Annotated in this window: 16 protein-coding genes; 5 read left to right on the forward strand and 11 right to left on the reverse strand. The window is 72.0% G+C overall.

The window, feature by feature from the left end; all coding sequences use genetic code 11:
- Positions 1 to 9 precede the first annotated feature (9 nt).
- The gene (locus Q7F20_RS07970) at positions 10 to 1482 is read right to left on the reverse strand and encodes a sensor histidine kinase (protein ID WP_305739573.1); all 1473 of its coding nucleotides are present in this window, start codon (positions 1480 to 1482) and stop codon (positions 10 to 12) included.
- A gap of 95 nt (positions 1483 to 1577) precedes the next feature.
- Here Q7F20_RS07970 and Q7F20_RS07975 point away from each other — a divergent pair, with 95 nt between their 5' ends.
- Both Q7F20_RS07975 and Q7F20_RS07980 read left to right on the forward strand, forming a co-directional pair.
- The gene (locus Q7F20_RS07975; protein ID WP_305739574.1) at positions 1578 to 2153 is read left to right on the forward strand and encodes a hypothetical protein; all 576 of its coding nucleotides are present in this window, start codon (positions 1578 to 1580) and stop codon (positions 2151 to 2153) included.
- Between the two features lie 237 nt (positions 2154 to 2390).
- A complete protein-coding gene (locus Q7F20_RS07980) occupies positions 2391 to 2822 on the forward strand; it encodes an AraC family transcriptional regulator (RefSeq protein WP_305739575.1) in 432 nt (143 codons plus the stop codon).
- Between the two features lie 76 nt (positions 2823 to 2898).
- On the opposite strand, the gene Q7F20_RS07985 is transcribed toward Q7F20_RS07980, so the two are convergent.
- From Q7F20_RS07985 to Q7F20_RS08015, 7 genes are read right to left on the reverse strand one after another with little or no spacing between them, the layout of a single operon-like run.
- The gene (locus tag Q7F20_RS07985) at positions 2899 to 4548 is read right to left on the reverse strand and encodes an ABC transporter ATP-binding protein (RefSeq protein ID WP_305739576.1); all 1650 of its coding nucleotides are present in this window, start codon (positions 4546 to 4548) and stop codon (positions 2899 to 2901) included.
- The gene (locus Q7F20_RS07990; RefSeq protein ID WP_305739577.1) at positions 4545 to 5114 is read right to left on the reverse strand and encodes a GbsR/MarR family transcriptional regulator; all 570 of its coding nucleotides are present in this window, start codon (positions 5112 to 5114) and stop codon (positions 4545 to 4547) included. Before Q7F20_RS07990 ends, Q7F20_RS07985 begins: the two co-directional genes overlap by 4 nt.
- Positions 5111 to 6520: a serine hydrolase gene (locus Q7F20_RS07995; protein WP_305739578.1), complete on the reverse strand. Its 1410-nt coding sequence runs from the start codon at positions 6518 to 6520 to the stop codon at positions 5111 to 5113. The genes Q7F20_RS07990 and Q7F20_RS07995 overlap by 4 nt, the downstream gene beginning before the upstream one ends.
- Before the next feature lie 39 nt (positions 6521 to 6559).
- Complete coding sequence (locus Q7F20_RS08000; RefSeq protein ID WP_305739579.1) at positions 6560 to 7450, reverse strand: ABC transporter permease; 891 nt, start codon at positions 7448 to 7450, stop codon at positions 6560 to 6562.
- Entirely contained in the window at positions 7447 to 8388 is a 942-nt protein-coding gene (locus tag Q7F20_RS08005) for an ABC transporter permease (protein WP_305739580.1), read from the reverse strand. The genes Q7F20_RS08000 and Q7F20_RS08005 overlap by 4 nt, the downstream gene beginning before the upstream one ends.
- Positions 8388 to 9788, reverse strand: a complete 1401-nt coding sequence (locus tag Q7F20_RS08010) for a M14 family zinc carboxypeptidase (protein ID WP_305739581.1) — start codon at positions 9786 to 9788, stop codon at positions 8388 to 8390. The genes Q7F20_RS08005 and Q7F20_RS08010 overlap by 1 nt, the downstream gene beginning before the upstream one ends.
- Positions 9789 to 9804: 16 nt before the next feature.
- Positions 9805 to 11400: an ABC transporter substrate-binding protein gene (locus Q7F20_RS08015; protein ID WP_305739582.1), complete on the reverse strand. Its 1596-nt coding sequence runs from the start codon at positions 11398 to 11400 to the stop codon at positions 9805 to 9807.
- Between the two features lie 180 nt (positions 11401 to 11580).
- On the opposite strand from Q7F20_RS08015, the gene Q7F20_RS08020 reads away from it, so the two are divergent.
- On the forward strand, positions 11581 to 12225 hold the full coding sequence (locus Q7F20_RS08020) for an FMN-binding negative transcriptional regulator (protein ID WP_305739583.1): 645 nt from the start codon (positions 11581 to 11583) through the stop codon (positions 12223 to 12225).
- On the forward strand, positions 12222 to 13697 hold the full coding sequence (locus tag Q7F20_RS08025) for an amidohydrolase (protein ID WP_305739584.1): 1476 nt from the start codon (positions 12222 to 12224) through the stop codon (positions 13695 to 13697). The genes Q7F20_RS08020 and Q7F20_RS08025 overlap by 4 nt, the downstream gene beginning before the upstream one ends.
- A gap of 9 nt (positions 13698 to 13706) precedes the next feature.
- Here the strand turns inward: Q7F20_RS08025 and Q7F20_RS08030 are convergent, their stop codons facing one another.
- From Q7F20_RS08030 to Q7F20_RS08040, 3 genes are read right to left on the reverse strand one after another with little or no spacing between them, the layout of a single operon-like run.
- On the reverse strand, positions 13707 to 14633 hold the full coding sequence (locus tag Q7F20_RS08030) for an Fpg/Nei family DNA glycosylase (RefSeq protein WP_305739585.1): 927 nt from the start codon (positions 14631 to 14633) through the stop codon (positions 13707 to 13709).
- Positions 14634 to 14652: 19 nt separating this feature from the next.
- A complete protein-coding gene (locus Q7F20_RS08035) occupies positions 14653 to 15141 on the reverse strand; it encodes a ribose-5-phosphate isomerase (protein WP_305739586.1) in 489 nt (162 codons plus the stop codon).
- A gap of 22 nt (positions 15142 to 15163) precedes the next feature.
- A complete protein-coding gene (locus Q7F20_RS08040; RefSeq protein ID WP_305739587.1) occupies positions 15164 to 15772 on the reverse strand; it encodes an XRE family transcriptional regulator in 609 nt (202 codons plus the stop codon).
- Between Q7F20_RS08040 and Q7F20_RS08045 the strand changes: the two genes are divergently transcribed.
- Positions 15771 to 16298: a GNAT family N-acetyltransferase gene (locus Q7F20_RS08045; RefSeq protein WP_305739588.1), complete on the forward strand. Its 528-nt coding sequence runs from the start codon at positions 15771 to 15773 to the stop codon at positions 16296 to 16298. The genes Q7F20_RS08040 and Q7F20_RS08045 overlap by 2 nt on opposite strands.
- Positions 16299 to 16428 lie beyond the last annotated feature (130 nt).

Raw genomic sequence — 16428 nt, forward strand, 5'->3', positions numbered from 1 at the left:
CCCGGGGGTTCACGAGCGCGTGGTGGGCACGCCGTTCAGGGCGCCGAGCGGGATCCGTGCGGTCGCCTCAGTCGGGCCGCCCTCGGGGCTGGACACCGTCAGCTCGCCGTCGAGGGCCCGCATCCGGCCCATCAGCCCCTCGATGCCGTGCCCCTCCTGCGGGCGGGCACCGCCGCGGCCGTCGTCGGTGACGCTGACCGTGAGGTACCAGAGCCCCGAGGCGTCCACCACGAGCCCGAGGTACACCCCGGCGGTCGAGGCGCCGGCGTGCTTCGTGGTGTTCGTCAGCAGCTCGCTCACCGTGAAGTAGACGTTGCGCTGGATCTCGGTGGCGAGCTCGAGCCCGTCGGGCAGCCGCACGTCGAGGCCGACGGGGATCGGGGTCCGGGCGACGAGGGCCTCGAGCGCCGCGACGAGCCCGCGGTCGAGCAGGATGGGCGGCGCGAAGCCGCGGGACAGGGCCCGGAGCTCGTCGAGCGCGTCCTGCGCGTGCTCCGACGCCTCGCCGATGAGCTGCTTCGCCTTCACCGGGTCCGTGTCGAGGGCACGCTCGGCAGCGGACAGGTCCATGCGCAGGCGGACGAGTCGCTGCTGCGGGCCGTCGTGCAGGTCGCGCTCGATCTGGCGGAGCGCCTGCCCCTCGGCGGTGACGGCACCGGCGCGCGAGGCCTGCAGACCGGCGACCCGACGCTCGAGCTGCTCCGCACGGAACCCGCCGAGCAGGCCGAAGTCGATCCAGAAGTGCGCGATCACGGAGCCGCGGGCCCACAGCGGGAAGAGCACCACCGAGGCGGCCATCGACAGGAGTCCGAGGAAGCCGAAGCCCACGACGCTCGTCGTGTCCCACCCGAAGTACTGCGCGCTCATGCCGTTCACGAACGCGACCCCGGCGAGTCCGATCGGCCAGGTGAACCCGGCGAGGAGCAGCGCGCCGGCACCGACCGTGCACAGCGCCGCGATCGGGTACACGACCGCCGCGTGCAGCAGGTAGAGCCAGTAGTGCGGGTTGGCGACCGCCGACCCCGTGCGCGTCCACCAGTTCTGCTGCCACCGGGGCGTCCAGTCCACGGGTCGGATCGGGCGGCTGTCGGCCCATCCGATGCGGAGCTTCTCGAACTGCCCGAGCCACCGCGCGACGAACAGCGCGATGAAGAACATCAGCAGGACGAACGGGTTGAAGAGGTCTCGGAAGCCACCGCCGAAGATCGCCGCCGGGAAGGCTGCGTAGAGCGTGCAGAGCAGCACCGCGGTGAGTGCCATGTACCCGAAGTCGCGGGGCAGTCGCTTCCACGCGTCGCGGTAGAACGCACCGGCGGTCATCCCCGTCCTCGAGCCGGACCCGCCGGGCGCGACCGGCGGCGTCGACGACCAGGTCGGAGGCGTCTGGTTCGGCGGTGCGGGCATCGGTTCGGTGGCTCCTGGCGGGACGGAGTCGTGCAGCGGGACGGTCTCGGCCTGGTCGAGGCGGGCGGTGTCGGTCATGACACCAAGCCTCTCGATCGGCGGCTCGATCTCCCATCCTGCCCCCTCCCGGACCCGGGGTGGGGTTATCCCCCGCCCGGGCGTACGGTGGGGCCATGGGGAACACCACGGGGATCCGGTTCGTCTCGGCCGCCGCCACCGTCGCGGCGCTCGTCTTCGTCCTGCAGGGGCTCGCCGACACGACGGTGCTCTCCTCCGGGTCACCGGGGCTGCGGCTCGTCGCCACGGTGCTGGCCGGCGTGTGCGGCGCGGTCGTGCTCGTCGCCGCGGTCCGCTCCCGCGACCGTCGCGCCGTCGCGTTCGGGGTCGCCGTCCTCGCGTTCGCCCTCGCCTGGGCCCTTCCGGGGGCGCTGGCCGCCGCGCTCTACTGGGTCGCCCGCGCGGCGCTCGTGGCGTTCGGCGTACTGACCGTCCGTGACCGTCGTGGACCGCAGCGCGTGCTCGGTTGGATCGTGACGATCGCCGCCGCCCTGTGGTTCGTCACGTCCCTGCTGACCCAGACCGTGCCACCGCCGTCCACCGCGCAGGAGGTCCTCGTCGTGGTGTACGCGGTCCCCAGTGCGCTGCAGGCGCTCGCGTTCGTCGCGGCGGCGGTCCTCGTCGCCGTGCCGCTCCTCCGCACGGTCGGTGCGGGTGCCGGTTCGCTCTGGTCCTCCGCCGAGATCCGCTGACGCGACGACGACGTCTGGGCGGTCGCACCGGGGACCGCGGCGTTCGTCGCACCCGGAGCCGCCACGACGATCGGCACCGGACCGGACCGCTCCCCACCGCCGACGGCCGACGATCCGTGGTGCATCCCGACGGGCGTCCACCTCGGGACCGCATCGTTCGGTCCACTCGTCCACGAGGCGCTCGGGCTCCCCGCGCTCCTCCACACCGAACCGCCCGAGGCACCGCACGAGGACGTCGTGCTTGCCCTCGCCCACATCGCGTCGCTCGTCGGCAGCCGGTGGCGGGCATCGCGCCGGGATGCCCTCGCACGTGTCGTCGTCATGAGCGTGCTCGGCGACAATCCGCCTGCGTTCCTCACCGACGCGGGCCTGACCCGCTGCATCGACCGGCTCCTCGAGGCCCCCGGTCCCGTGTCGATCGACGAGCTGCGACGTGGCACCGGCATGTCGGCGAGCACCGTTCGTCGCCGCTTCCGCGCGACGACCGGCTGCTCCCCCGACGAGCTCCGGCGGTGGTTCCGGTCCCTCACCGTCCGTGCCGAACTCGCCGCCGACGACGCCGACCCGAGCACCGTCGCCGCCCGGGCCGGTTTCAGCACCACGAGTTCGATGCGGCGCTCGCTCCGGCGGGTGCGCGCGCCCCGTGTCCGTGTTCCGTCCGTGCTGTGACCGTTCTGGTTCGCAGATCCCGGGTCCCGCGAACCAGAACGGTCACGAGCCGGGCAGAACGTGCGGCCGCCCGGGCTCACGTCCGGAGCGATGCCAGCCGTTCGGAACGACGCGCGGCCTGCTCGATCGGGTCCGGCACGGGCGCGGCCTGGATGAGCTGCCGTGTGTACGGGTCCCGCGGCGAGCGGAGGATCGCGTCGCGGCTCCCCTGCTCGGCGACACGCCCGCCGTGCAGCACCACGACCCGGTCGCACAGGGTGTCGACCACGGCGAGGTCGTGCGTCACGAAGAGGCACGCGAACCCGAGGCGCTCCTGGAGTTCACGGAAGACGTCGAGCACGCGGGCCTGCACCGAGACGTCGAGCGCGCTCGTCGGTTCGTCCGCGATGAGGAGTGCGGGATCGAGCGCCACGGCACGGGCGATCGCGACGCGTTGCCGCTGTCCACCGCTCAGCTCGTGCGGGTACCGCTCCAGGAAGCCGCCGTCGAGGCCGACGTCCGCGAGCAGCCGCTCGACACGGGGCGCGACCTCGGCCGCCGGCAGGCGGAGGATCTGTCGCAGCGGCTCCGCGACCGTCTGCCCCACCGTGTACCGCGGGTTCAGCGACCGGAGCGGGTTCTGGAACACGACGCCGACCCGGCGACGCATCGCCCGACGGGAGGCACGGTGCGCGCCCGCCACGTCCGTCCCCTCGACCAGGACCGAGCCGGCGGTGATCGGTGCGAGACCGATGGCGGCGCGGCCGATGGTGGTCTTGCCGCTGCCGGACTCCCCCACCAGGCCGACGATCTCACCACGGCCGACCGTGAACGACACGTCGTCGACGGCACGGAAGCGCCCACGGAGCGCGCCGCCGTACTCGACCACGAGGTGCCGGACGTCCAGGACGGCCGAGGCAGGATCCGTGGCGGGGTCGACCCGCGCCTCCTGGGCCGCGGTGCCCATGCGTGGGACGGCAGCGAGCAGTTCGCGCGTGTAGTCGGCGGCGGGCGCGGCGAAGACCGCGCTCGCCGGGCCGCTCTCGACGACCGTGCCGCTCCGCATCACGACGACCCGGTCGGCGATGTCGGCCACCACGCCCATGTCGTGCGTGATCAGCAGGATCGCGGTCCCGGTGCGTTCGCGCAGCCGGCGGAGGACGTCGAGGACCTCGGCCTGGACGGTCACGTCGAGTGCGGTCGTCGGCTCGTCCGCGATGAGGAGGTCCGGGTCGGCGGCGAGTGCCATGGCGATCATCACGCGCTGGCACTGCCCGCCGGAGAGCTCGTGCGGGTACTGGCCGAGCCGACGTTCGGGGTCCGGGACCTCGACGGCGCGCAGGAGTTCCAGGGACCGCTCCCGGACGACAGCTCGGTCGAGGCCGTCCTCGGCGCGACGGACGGCCTCGGCGAGCTGGAACCCGACGGTGAAGACCGGGTTGAGGGCCGCGGACGGGTCCTGGAAGATCATCGAGACCCGGCGACCCCGCGCGGCCCGCAGCGTGTGCTCGTCGGCGTCGAGGACCTCGAGGTCGCCGAGCCGGATGCTGCCGGTCGCCCGTGCACCGACCGGAGCGATGCCCATGGCGGTCATCGCCGTCATGCTCTTGCCGGAGCCGGACTCGCCGACGACCGCGACCACCTCGCCGCGACCCACGGTGAACGAGGCGTCGTCGACCGCGCGGACCGGGGTGCCGTCGACGTCGAACGTGACGCTGAGGTGCTCGACGGTGAGGACGTCGTTCACGGGGTCTCCGATCGGTCGGGGTGGTCGCGGGCGGTCTTGAACGCCTCCCACTCCTCGAGCATCTTGCGGTGGTACCCCTGCAGCCACTGCATGTAGTCGCGGCCGTTGAGGAGGCGCTCGCGCACCTCGGCGTCGACGTCGCCGGAGCCGGTGCGGCCGGCCGCCTCGACGACGGCGAGTCCGTGGCCGATGACGTCGCGCTGGCGGTCGAGGTACTTGCGTTCGCTCGCGAGCCAGGAGCCCCAGACGTCCGCCTCGGCGCGGAAGTAGTGGCTGCGCTCGCCGGGGACGGTGTGCCGCTTCACGAAGCCGGAGTCGACGAGCCGCCTGGTCGCCATCGAGACGGAACCCGAGCTGGCCCCGAGCGCAGCCTGCAGGTCGGCCGACGACGAGTGCGGGGCGCGGGTCATCATGAGGTACCCGAGGACCCGCGCGTCGGTGAGGGGCATGCCCGCGGCGTCGTTGAGCATGAGGGCGAACTCCTCGACGAAGGTCTGCCGCTCGGGTTCGAGGACGACGTCGTCGACGGTGTGCGCGCGGACGTCGGCGCGGTCGTCGCCGCTCACGGTGCCAGTCCCGCCGCGACCTCGGGGCGCTCGGACGGGATCGTCCAGGGCTCCTCGGTCATGCCGCCGCCGGCGCGGATCGACCGGACGGTGCCGTCGGCGTCGCGGTCGTAGGTGATGTCCTCGTCGATCGACCCGAACCGGTTGCCGTGGGTCATCCGGAGCGTGTCGGCGTCGACGACCTCGAGCCGGGTCGGGCTGTCGAGCGGCTCCGGGCTCGACGGGTCGACCTCGACGAGCCGGTCCCCGACGCGGGCGATGTCGCTGACGCCCCAGGGGTTCGCGAAGCGCCCCGTGAAGGTGTCCGTGTCGACGTCGTCGGGCACCGGGGTGCCCGGGGCGTCGGCGTCGGCCGCTGCGTCGAGGAGCGTGATGATCGCGGTGGCGATGAGCGTCGCCGGGCCGGCCGCGGCGCTGGTGAGCACCGAGACGACGAGGCCGGACGCCGGGTCGAACATCGACTGCGTGATGTGCCCGGGGAAGCCGCCGGAGTGGCCGCGGATCTCCCGGCCGCCGATGCGGTCGACGATGAACCCGGCACCGTAGCCACGCGCCGCGGGGTCGTCCGTCGCGCTCCACGCCTTGCGCTGTGCGAGGCGCTTCGAGTGGTCTTCGAGCAAGGAGCCCTGCCCGATGACGTGCTGCGAAAAGTACCGCACGAGGTCCGAGGCGGTGCCGTGGAAGCCCGTCGCCGCGGCCATCGCGCGGGTGTCGACGTGCTCGATGCGCTGCCGGCGCCGCGCGGTGTGGAACCCGGTGTACCCGACCACGAAGTCGTCGGCGCGCGAGGGGTCCCAGTCGGGCCCGGTGTTCCGCAGCCCGAGGGGCTCCGTGATCGACTCGCGGACGAAGTCGTTGTACGGCCGGCCGGACACCGCGGCGATGACGAGCCCCAGCAGGGAGTAGCCGAGGTTCGAGTAGTTGAACGAGGACCCGGTCGGGACCTTCTGCCCGCGGTCGAGGACGAGCGCGAGGAGTTCCTGCTCGTCCGGGAAGGGCCGGAGCAGTGACCAGTAGTCGCCGTCGTGGCCGTCCCGGATGACGCCGGCCCCCATCTCCATGAGCTCCCGGATCGTGGCGTCGGCGAGGGGCGACCCGCCGTCGACGAGCGCCGGGAGGTACGTGCCCACCGCGTCGTCGAGTCGCAGCGACCCGCGCTCGGCGAGCTGCAGGAGCGCGGTGGCGGTGAACGTCTTCGAGTGCGAGGCGATACGGAACAGGTCGGTGGTGGTGAGGCGTCGCCCGGCCTCGACGTCCGCGTAGCCCCAGGCGTCGTCGAAGACGACCTCGTCGCCGTACCCGATCGCCACCTGCACGCCTGGCACGCGCAGCTGCCACACCTTGTACGACACCCACTCGTGGATGTAGGGCAGGGTCTTCCGGTACGCGGCGAGGGTGTCTGTCACGGTGGTCCTTTCGAGGGGCGGTGGGTCGAGTCTGACGGATCAGCGCCGTCGTGGGTCGAGTGCGGCGCGCAGCGTGTCCCCGAGCGCGATGACCGAGAGCACCGTCACGGCGAGGAACACGGCGGGCGCGACGAGCATGTGCGGCGCGCGGAGGAACTGCGACGTCGCCGCGGAGAGCTGCAGCCCCCACGAGATCGCCGGACTCTCGAGCCCGATGCCGAGGTAGGTCAGGGACGACTCCGACACGATGACGCCGCCGACGGTGATCGTGGCGAGCACGAGCAGGGGCGAGATCGACGACGGAAGCACGTACCGGGTCGTGATCCGCCACGTCGAGAGTCCCATCGTCCGCGCGGCCAGCACGAACTCGGCGTTCCGGACACTCCGCACGCTCGAGCGCACGAGCCGCGCCATCGTCGGCCAGCCGAACAGGGCGAGGACGAGCGAGACGGTGAGCACCGAACGCTCCCCCACGCTGTTCAGGACGACGACGGCGCCGAGCAGGAACGGGAAGCCGAGGAACACGTCGGTGAGTCGGGCGAGGACCGCGTCGACCCACCCGCCGACCATGCCGGCGACGGTGCCGACCACGACGGCGACGATCCCGGCGAGCGTCGTGGTGAGGACGGCGACGGCGATCGACGAGCGCGTCCCGTAGACCACGTTGGCGTACACGTCGCATCCCTGCAGGTCGAAGCCGAACGGGTGGCCGACGGTCGGCGACGCGCCGCTCTTCCCGAGGTCGCACACGCGCGGGTCGCCGTGACCGAAGAAGCCGGCGAAGAACCCCGGGAAGACGGCGACGAGCACGACGACGGCGAGGACACCGGCCGGCAGCCAGAACCCCGGACGACGGACGGCGGCGCGCAGGGGACGCCGCTTCGTGGCGACGGCAGACGGGACCGTGGCGCCGATGGCGGAGGTGGTCATGCGGCGGCTCCTGTCCGGACGCGAGGATCGAGGGCGGCGTGCAGCAGGTCGACGAGCACGCTCGTGACGAGGAACACCAGGATGAGGGCCGTCGAGATGCCGACGACGACGGCGCCCTCGTGGGACCGGATGCCCTGGAAGAGCAGGTTCCCGACGCCGGGCAGGTTGAAGATGCCCTCGACGATCACGGTCCCGCCCATCAGGTACCCGAGGTCGGTGGCGAGGTAGGTCGCGGTGGGGATCAGCGAGTTGCGCATCACGTGCACACCGACGATCCGGCCGGGAGCGAGCCCCTTGGCCCGGGCGGTCCGCACGTAGTCCGCGTCGAGCGTCTCGATCATGGACGTCCGGGTCAGCCGGGACACCGCCGCGAGACCGAACAGGGCGATCACGAACGCCGGCAGCACGTAGGCCGTCGGCCACCCGGCCGTGGCACCCGCGACCGGGAACCAGTGCAGCCGGACCGAGAACACGAGCTGCAGCGCGACACCGAGCACGAAGACGGGGACGGCGCCGACCACGATCGTGCCGACCAGGACCGTCTTGTCGAGGACGGTCCCGCGGCGGAGGGCGGACACCACGCCGAGCCCGATGCCGAGCAGGATCTCGATCGCCCAGGCCGTGAGCGCCAGCGTGATCGTGACCGGCCAGCGCGAAGCCATCTGCTCACCGACGGACTGGCCGCTGAAGTCCGTGCCGAAGTCCCCGCGGAACAGCCCGGCGAGGTACTGCACGTACTGCAGCCACAGCGGCTGGTCGAGGTGGTACTCGGCTCGCAGCGCCCGGACCACGGCGTCGCTCAGCGGCCGGTCGCCGCCGAGCGCCTTGATGGGGTCGCCCGGCAGCGCGAACGTCATCGCGTAGATGAGGAAGGTCACGCCGAGGAAGACGACGACCAGTCCGCCGACCCGGCGGCCGACGGCGAGCGCCGGGCGCATCACGCGCCGCTCCCCACCGGGGTCGCGAGGGACGGACGGGAGGCGCGGGTCGGCCCCGCCACGTGCGCTGCGCAGGCGAGGATCGCGCCGAACTGCACCCCCACCAGTCTGCTGATCGGGATCGGCTCCGCGCCGGTCGCCTCGTCGGCCTGCCAGGTCGCGTACCGCTCCGCGAGGCGGTCGCGGAGCCGCCGCAGCGGCGCGGGGGCGGTCCCCGCGGTCGTCTCGGCCTCGAGCGCACGGAGCAGCATGCCGCCGTAGCGCAGGCGGAAGCAGCGCACCAGGTCCTCGCAGCCGAACCGCTCGGCGACGGTGGCCGTCCGGTCCGCGGGCTCGCGGTCGGCACGGGCACGGTCGGCCTCGGTCATCCCGCCCATCATCGGGATGAACGCGCGGGACCCCTCGAGGAACGGCGACTCGATCGTGAGCATGGGGGACGCGGCGTCGAGGATCTCCTGCAGTTCCGCGCCCGAGGCACCGAGCGCGCCGGCGCAGCGGCGGAGGAGGTCCGCGTAGGACTCCGTCGTCGGGGTCTGGTCGTCGGCGTCCGGGTGGCTCCAGTACGGCAGCTCGGCCACCATGCAGAGCGCACCGTGCCGCATCGCCCATGCCGCGCTGGACGCTCCGTGGATGTGCTCGGCGGGGTCGATACCGAGGCCCTCGAGGTAGTCGTACGCGGCCTCGATGCCGTCCATGCCGAACACCGCCGGGGCGAGCTCCCGCAGGTACGGCGACTCCGGCTCCCCCGTGTCCAGCGGCAGGCCGAGCGCCGCCGGCACCGCGTGCAGGGTGTCGATCACGTCCGGCAGGTCCTCCGACAGGTAGTAGTAGACCCCGCCCATCTCGCCGTTGTGCAGTGACACCAGCAGGTCCGGCCGGGTGTCGTCGATGAGCCGCATGAACGCGAGCGTCTCCGGCAGCACCTGGTCGAAGTACACCGACTTGTGGTTGTTCGGGAACGTCCACTCCACCTGGCTGTCCGGCGCCGGACGGTAGAAGTGCCGCGCGTACCGGGCCCGGTCGTGCGGGTCGTGGAACCAGGCCTCGTTCAGCCGCATGCCGTCCGGGTCGATCGTCGGCACGATGTGCCACGTGGTGTCGAGCGCCGCCGCGGTCGACGCGTCCTCGAGCAGCCACGTGGCGAGGTGCAGCGCCGTCCACGAGCCGATCGGCTCGTTCGGGTGCACGCCGCCGACGATGACGGCGGCGTGCGACCCGGAACCGATGCGGTAGCTGTGGAGCGGTTCGCCGAGCCGACTCGTCCCGATCCGCGTGACCGTGACCCGGTCCGGGTGCGCGGCGGCGAGCGCGTCGAACCGGGCGTGCAGGTCGTCGACGAGCGGGAAGCCGTCGCGGTCGGGGACCGCTGCGACGAGGCGGAGGATGGTGCGCTGGTCCATGTGGTGCTGCCGACCCCTACTTGACGGTGATGCCGGGGACGACCGGGCTGCCGTCGACGGCCGGCAGCGAGGCGATCTTGTCGCTCACGACGTAGGAGTACTTGTCGAAGAACGTCGGGACGATCGGGAAGTCCTCGAGGACCGCCTTCTGCGTCTGGGCGTAGTAGTCGTTCGCCTCGTCCTGCGAGCCGGCCGAGTCCGCCTTCGCGAGGAGCTGGTCGACCTCGTCCGACTGGTAGTAGCCGGTGCAGGGTGCGCAGCCGCCCGCCGTCGTGAAGAGGGCCCGGAGGGTGTTCTGCTGGCTGGCGTAGAGCGCACCCCAGTGACCGAAGTGCGGGCCCTGGATCTTCTTGTCGGTGAGCTCGGAGTAGTACGACGCCCAGTCGGTGGTGGCCTTCGCGACGGTGTCGACACCGAGGTTCTGCCGGATCTGGTTGGCGTACGCCTGGTAGAGCGAGTCGAGACCGTTGCCGCCCGGGTAGACGAGCGTGATCGTCCCGTCGAACCCGCCGGCTTCCCGCAGCAGGGCCTTGGCCTTCGACGGCGAGAACTCGCATGCCTCGCCGCAGATGCCCTCCTGGGTGCCGGACATGTTCGGCGGGGTGAGCGCGGTGGCCGGCTCGTACAGGCCGCCGTAGATCGCCTTGTTGACCTGCTCGCGGTTGATCGACATCGAGATGGCGCGACGGACGTCGGGGTTCGCGTACCGCTCGTCCCAGAGCGGGAAGCCGAGGTAGTCGATGCCGGGGGCGTCGAACGAGTGCAGGCGGTCCCCGAAGTCCGCGCCGGCGCTCGTCATCTTGTCGGCCGGCAGGAAGAGGACGTCGGCGTTGCCCGCCAGGACGTCGGTGTAGGCGGTGTTCATGTCGGCGTAGCTCTTGAAGGTGACGTCCTCCGTCTTCGCCTTCGTGCCCTCGTAGCCCTTCCACGCGCGGACAGTGAAGGGCTGGTTCGCCTTCCACTGCTCGGTCATCTCGTACGGCCCGTTGCCGATCGGCTTCGCGTCGTACGCCTTGAGGTCCTCGTACGCGGCCTCGGGCATCGGGTAGAACGCGGTCTGCGCCTGGCTGAGCTGGAGCGGGAACTGGCTGTCGGCGTGGTCGAGGGTGACGGTGAAGGTGTCCTTCCCGGTGACCTTGAGTCCCGACATCTCCTTGGTCTTCGGGGTGCCCGAGGCCGGGTTGAGGTCCTCGTACCCGACGATCGCGGCGAGCTCCCCGCTGTTCTCCCAGGCGTTCGGGCCGTAGGCGGTGTGGTTCCAGGCCTTGACGTAGCTCTCCGGCGTGACCTCCTCGCCGTTCTGGAACTTCCAGCCGTCGCGGAGCGTGATCGTCCACGTGGTGTTGTCGCTCGAGGTGACGCTCTTCGCGGCGACGTCGTGCAGCTTCCCCTTCGAGTCCGTCTCGGTGAGGGGTGCGAACAGGCTGAGCACCTGGGTGAACGCCACGGTCTGGCGTCCGGGGGTCAGGTGGTCGGGCTCGCCGGTGGCGTACACCAGGCTGCCACCCGCTCCGGAGGTCTGGTCGGCGGTGCTGCCGGCCGAACACCCTGCTGCCACCAGCGCCACCGTCGCCGCCGCTGCAACCGCGGCGATCGTCGTCCTGCCTCGCATGTCGTGCTCCTCGGGTCGCGCTCCCGGGTCCGGCCCGGTCGTCGTTGCCGAGGAAGCTAGGGCCGATGCAATGCCCACCACAAGACTTCTTTCAGTGATCTCTGAAACCTTTACCGTTCTGAAACACTGCCGAAACGGCATCCGTCGCGCGCCGGTGCCCACCTGTGCCACCCTCGAGCCATGCGGCACACACCCCACTTCCTGATGACCGACGTCACCGAGGTCCGACGGCTGATCGCCGCGAACCCGTGGGCCACCATCGTGTCGCACACCGCCGCCGGACTCGTCGCGTCCCACTACCCCGTGCTGCTCGAAGAGGGTGTCGACGGCGACGAGATCGTCCTCGTCTCGCACGTCGGACGCCCGGACGAGGTCGCGCACGAACTCGGTCGGCACGAGGTCCTCGTCGTGTTCCAGGGGCCGCACGGCTACGTCTCCCCCGCCTGGTACCCACCCGAGCAGTTCGTGCCGACCTGGAACCACGTCACCGCGCACTGCTGGGGGACGCCGGAGATCCTGTCCGACGACGAGAACTTCCGCGTCCTCGGCGAGCTCGTCGACCACTTCGAGCGCGTGATGCCCGAGCCGGTCTCCCTCGAGGTCGACGAGGAGACGGCACGCCGGATGGCCAAGGGCACCGTCGGGATCCGCATCCGGGTCACCCGCTTCGACGCCCGCGCCAAGCTCTCGCAGAACAAGGCACCGGAGGTCGTCGACCGGATCGTCGCGGGGCTGCGCGGTGACGGCCCGTACGCCTCGCCGGCTCTCGCCGACGAGATGGAACGCGCCCACACGGGACGTGCGGCGGCTCAGGATGCTCGATGAAGGAAGTCCTGCTGCGCACCGTCCGGCGGGTGGGGACGTCGGGCGCCCCGTCCGACGTCCGGATCGTCGACGGGCGGGTCACCGCCGTCGCGCCGGCCGGCACGCTCGACCCCTCGGACGCCGACACCGACGTCGTCGAGGCGGCCGGCGCGTGGCTCGGCCCGGGCCTCGTCGACCACCACGTGCACTTCGACCAGTGGGCCCTCGTGCGCCGTCGTGTCGACGTGTCGGCGTGCGACTCGGCCGAGGCGACCGCCGACCTCCTCGCCGGGGTGGCACGGACCGGTGTGGCGGACCGCGTCCTGGTCGGCCACGGCTACCGCGACGGGATGTGGCCCCGCCCCGCACGACGTGCGCTGCTCGACGGGGTCGACCCGCGCCTCCCGGTCGTCGTCATCAGCGGTGACCTGCACGCGGTCTGGTGCAACGCCGCGGCGCTGGAGCACTTCGCTCCGCTCGTCGGCCGGACGCTCGTCGCCGGCGACGACGGCGTGCTCCGCGAGCAGGACGCCTTCGACGTGACCGGCGCGCTCTCCCGCGTGCCCGACGAGGTGCTCGACGGCTTCGTGGCGGACGCCGTCGAGGCGGCAGCGGCCCGCGGGGTGACGCGGGTGCGCGACCTCGAGATGGTGTTCGGCCTCGATCGCTGGACGCGGCGCGTCCAGGCCGGGACCGACGGGTTGCGGGTCGACTCGGGCGTCTACCCGGGCGAGCTGGAGTCCGCGATCGCACGGGGCCTGCGGACCGGTGACGTCGTACCGGGCACCAGGGGCCTCGTCCGGATGGGTCCGTTCAAGGTCATCACGGACGGGTCGCTCGGGACGCGGACGGCGGCGATGACGGACGGGTCGGGGGTGCTCGCGTACGCGTTCGAGGACCTCGTCGCGATGGTCCGCCGGGCGGTCGACGCCGGGCTCGTCCCCGCCGTGCACGCCATCGGGGACCGGGCGAACACCCTCGCACTGGACGTGTTCGAGGCCGTCGGCGCGCGGGGCACGATCGAACACGCACAGCTGCTGGCGGACACCGACCTGGAGCGGTTCGCGCGGCTCGGCGTGGCAGCGTCGGTCCAGCCCGAGCACGCCATGGACGACCGGGACATCGCCGACCGCTACTGGGCCGGCATGACGGACCGGGCGTTCCCGTTCGCTTCGCTCCACCGCGCGGGCGCCGAGCTGCTGCTCGGATCGGACGCGCCGGTCGCGCCGCTCGACCCGTGGGTGTCGATGGCGGCCGCGGTGGGACGGGACCGCGACGGCCGCGAGCCCTGGCACCCGGCCGAGCGGCTCGCGGCACTGACCGCCTGGCGCGGGTCGACCGAGGGCGGCCGGGTCGGGGTCTCCGTCGGCGACGTCGCGGACATCGTGCTGCTCGAGGCCGATCCGCTCGCGACGAGCGACTCGACGACCGTGCGGAGCACCCGGGTCCTCGGGACCGCGATCGCGGGCCGGTTCACCCACCGCGACGTGTAGGCGGGAGTCCTACTTCTGGTCCTTCGGGCACCAGTACAGCTTGCGGCCGGCCATGTCCGCCATCCGGATCTCGGTCCCGCACACCCGACAGGGTTCGCCCTCGCGGTGGTAGACCCAGTGGCGGTCCTTCCGGGAGCGCTTCGCCCGCTCGAGGTCCTCGGGCGAGAGTCCGTCCATCGTGAGCATGAGGCCGTCGCGGACGCCGTCGTGCAGGAGCTTCGACCAGTCCTGCCAGAGCGCCTTCGCCTGCTTCACGGTGATCTTCTTGCCGGGCTTGTACGGGTCGATGCGCTGCCGGAACAGCAGCTCGGCGCGGTAGATGTTGCCGATGCCGCTCACGACTGCCTGGTCCATGAGCAACTGCCCGATCGCGACGTTGCGCTTCCGCACGTTGTCGACGAAGGTCTTCTCGGCCTCGGGACCGTCGTCGTTGATGGGGTCCGGACCGAGCTTGTCCAGTGCCTTCTGGACGCCGGCCGGGTCCTCGACCACGCAGGCCGTCGGGCCGCGCAGGTCGGCGACCGTGTCCTCGGTGAGGAGCCGCACGCGCACCTGCCCGACGGGCTCCGGCGGGAAGGCCTCGATCGGGTCCTCGACCTTCTCCTGCTCGGCCATCCGGTACCGGGCGAGACGGGGAGCGCCGATCGACGTCAGGGACTCCTCGCCGTCGTCGTCCGACAGCGCCCCGGCGGTGGAGAGGTCGCCGGCGAAGTCCCACGCTCCGTACAGGCCGAGGTGGACGCGGAGGAACCGGTCGCCCTCGAACTCGAGGAACATCTGCTTGCCGACCGCCCGTGCGGCGACCATCCGCGTGCCGTCGAGCTGGGCGGCTCCGGCGGCGAACCGTCCCTGCGGACTCGACACCTCGCAGCGTTTGCCGACGAAGTGCCGGGTGAACTGGTTGGCGATGCGGTGGACGGAGTGACCCTCGGGCATTGCTCTTGTCTACTCGGCCTTACTGGTCGATCTGCTTGCCCGCGATGTGCCCCGTCGTCTCGTACTCGGCGAGCTGCGCGATGCGGCGGGCGTGACGCTCCTCGCCCGAGAACGGCTCCGCGATGAAGAGGTCGACGAAGCGGATCGCTTCGTCCTCGGTGTGCTGCCGAGCGCCGATCGAGATGACGTTGGCGTCGTTGTGCTGACGGGCGAGGAGCGCGGTCGACTCGTTCCAGACGAGCGCGGCACGGATGCCCTCGACCTTGTTCGCCGCGATCTGCTCGCCGTTGCCCGACCCCCCGAACACGACGCCGAGCGCCTGGACGCCCGCACGCTGGTCCTGCACCACCGCGTGCGCGGCGTTGATGCAGAAGGAGGGGTAGTCGTCGAGCGCGTCGTACTCGGTCGGACCGTGGTCCACCACCTCGTGCCCGGCTTCGGTGAGGTGCGTCGCGAGGGTCTTGTTGAACTCGAGGCCGGCGTGGTCCGTTCCGAGGTGGATGCGCATGGGACCGATCCTATTCCTGCGGCTACTGCACCCGGACCACCACGACGACGTACCGCACGGGTTCCTCCCCCGGGTTCCGGTAGACGACGTCCGCGGGGTCTCCGAGCTCGATCCGGTCCCCCGCCGCGAGCCGCGTCGGCTCACCGCCGACGACGAGCTCGAGCACGCCGTCGACCACCCAGATGCAGTGGCGCAGGAACGCGTAGGCGGACGCCGGGTAGGCCACTTCGCGGCCGGACGGGAGGCGCACCTCGGTGACGTCCACGGGGAACGCCGCGCTCGAGACCGGACGTCGGCGGTACCCGGTGTCGGGATCGGTCCAGGAGTCGGCGGTCGCGCCGCGCTGGATGCCGCGCGCGTCGTCGGGGTCGGTCGCCCGGGGCACCTCGTGGTCCAGGGACTCGTCCAGGAGCTGTGAGACCGTGAGCCCGAACGCTCCCGAGAGCCGCCCGAGGATCGTCGCCGTCGGGCTGGACACCCCCCGCTCGACGCGGTTGATCATGGCGCGGGACACCCCGGACTCCTCGGCGAGCTCGGTGAGGCTCCACTTCCGCTCGGTGCGGAGTCGCTGCAGGCGCTCGCCGAGGGCCTGTTCCGCGAGACCTGACTCCTCGTCTACGATGTGAGACATGACGACAGCATATGCGACGAACGCGTCGGGTCCGGTCTCCGTCCGGGACTGCGCGCCGCGGGATCTCGACGTCGTCCACGCGCTGCACGTCGACGCCGTCCTGCACTCCACCGCCGTCTGGCAGGACGAGCCGCACCCGCGTTCGTGGTTCGACGGGTGGCTCGACGAGCGTCGCTCCGACGGCTACCCGGTCCTCGTCGCCGAGGTCGGCGGGCGGGTCGCCGGCTACGCCACGTACTCGCAGTGGCGGCCGCACCCGGGGTACCGGCTGACCGTCGAGCACAGCGTGTACGTCGTCGAGGCGTTCCGTGGGCGGGGCGTCGCGACGGTCCTCATGGACGCGCTGGTCGCACGGGCCCGGGCCGAGGGTCGGCACGTCATGATGGCCGGGATCTGCAGCGAGAACACCGGATCGATAGCCCTGCACGCGAAGCTCGGGTTCAGCACGGTCGCGGTCGTGCCCGAGGTCGGACGCAAGTTCGACCGCTGGCTCGACCTCACGCTCATGCGGCTCCCGCTCGCCTGAGCCGGGCCGGCGGGGCGGGGACGAGCCGCGCCTCCCGGGCCCCGCGCGTGCGTCCCGGTCTGCGCACGTGCGCCCCGCTCTGCGCACGTGCGCCCCGTTGCGGGCGTTGCGCCCCGACTCTTCGGGGCGC

The organism is Curtobacterium sp. A7_M15 (genome assembly GCF_030705415.1).
Taxonomy (GTDB): domain Bacteria; phylum Actinomycetota; class Actinomycetes; order Actinomycetales; family Microbacteriaceae; genus Curtobacterium.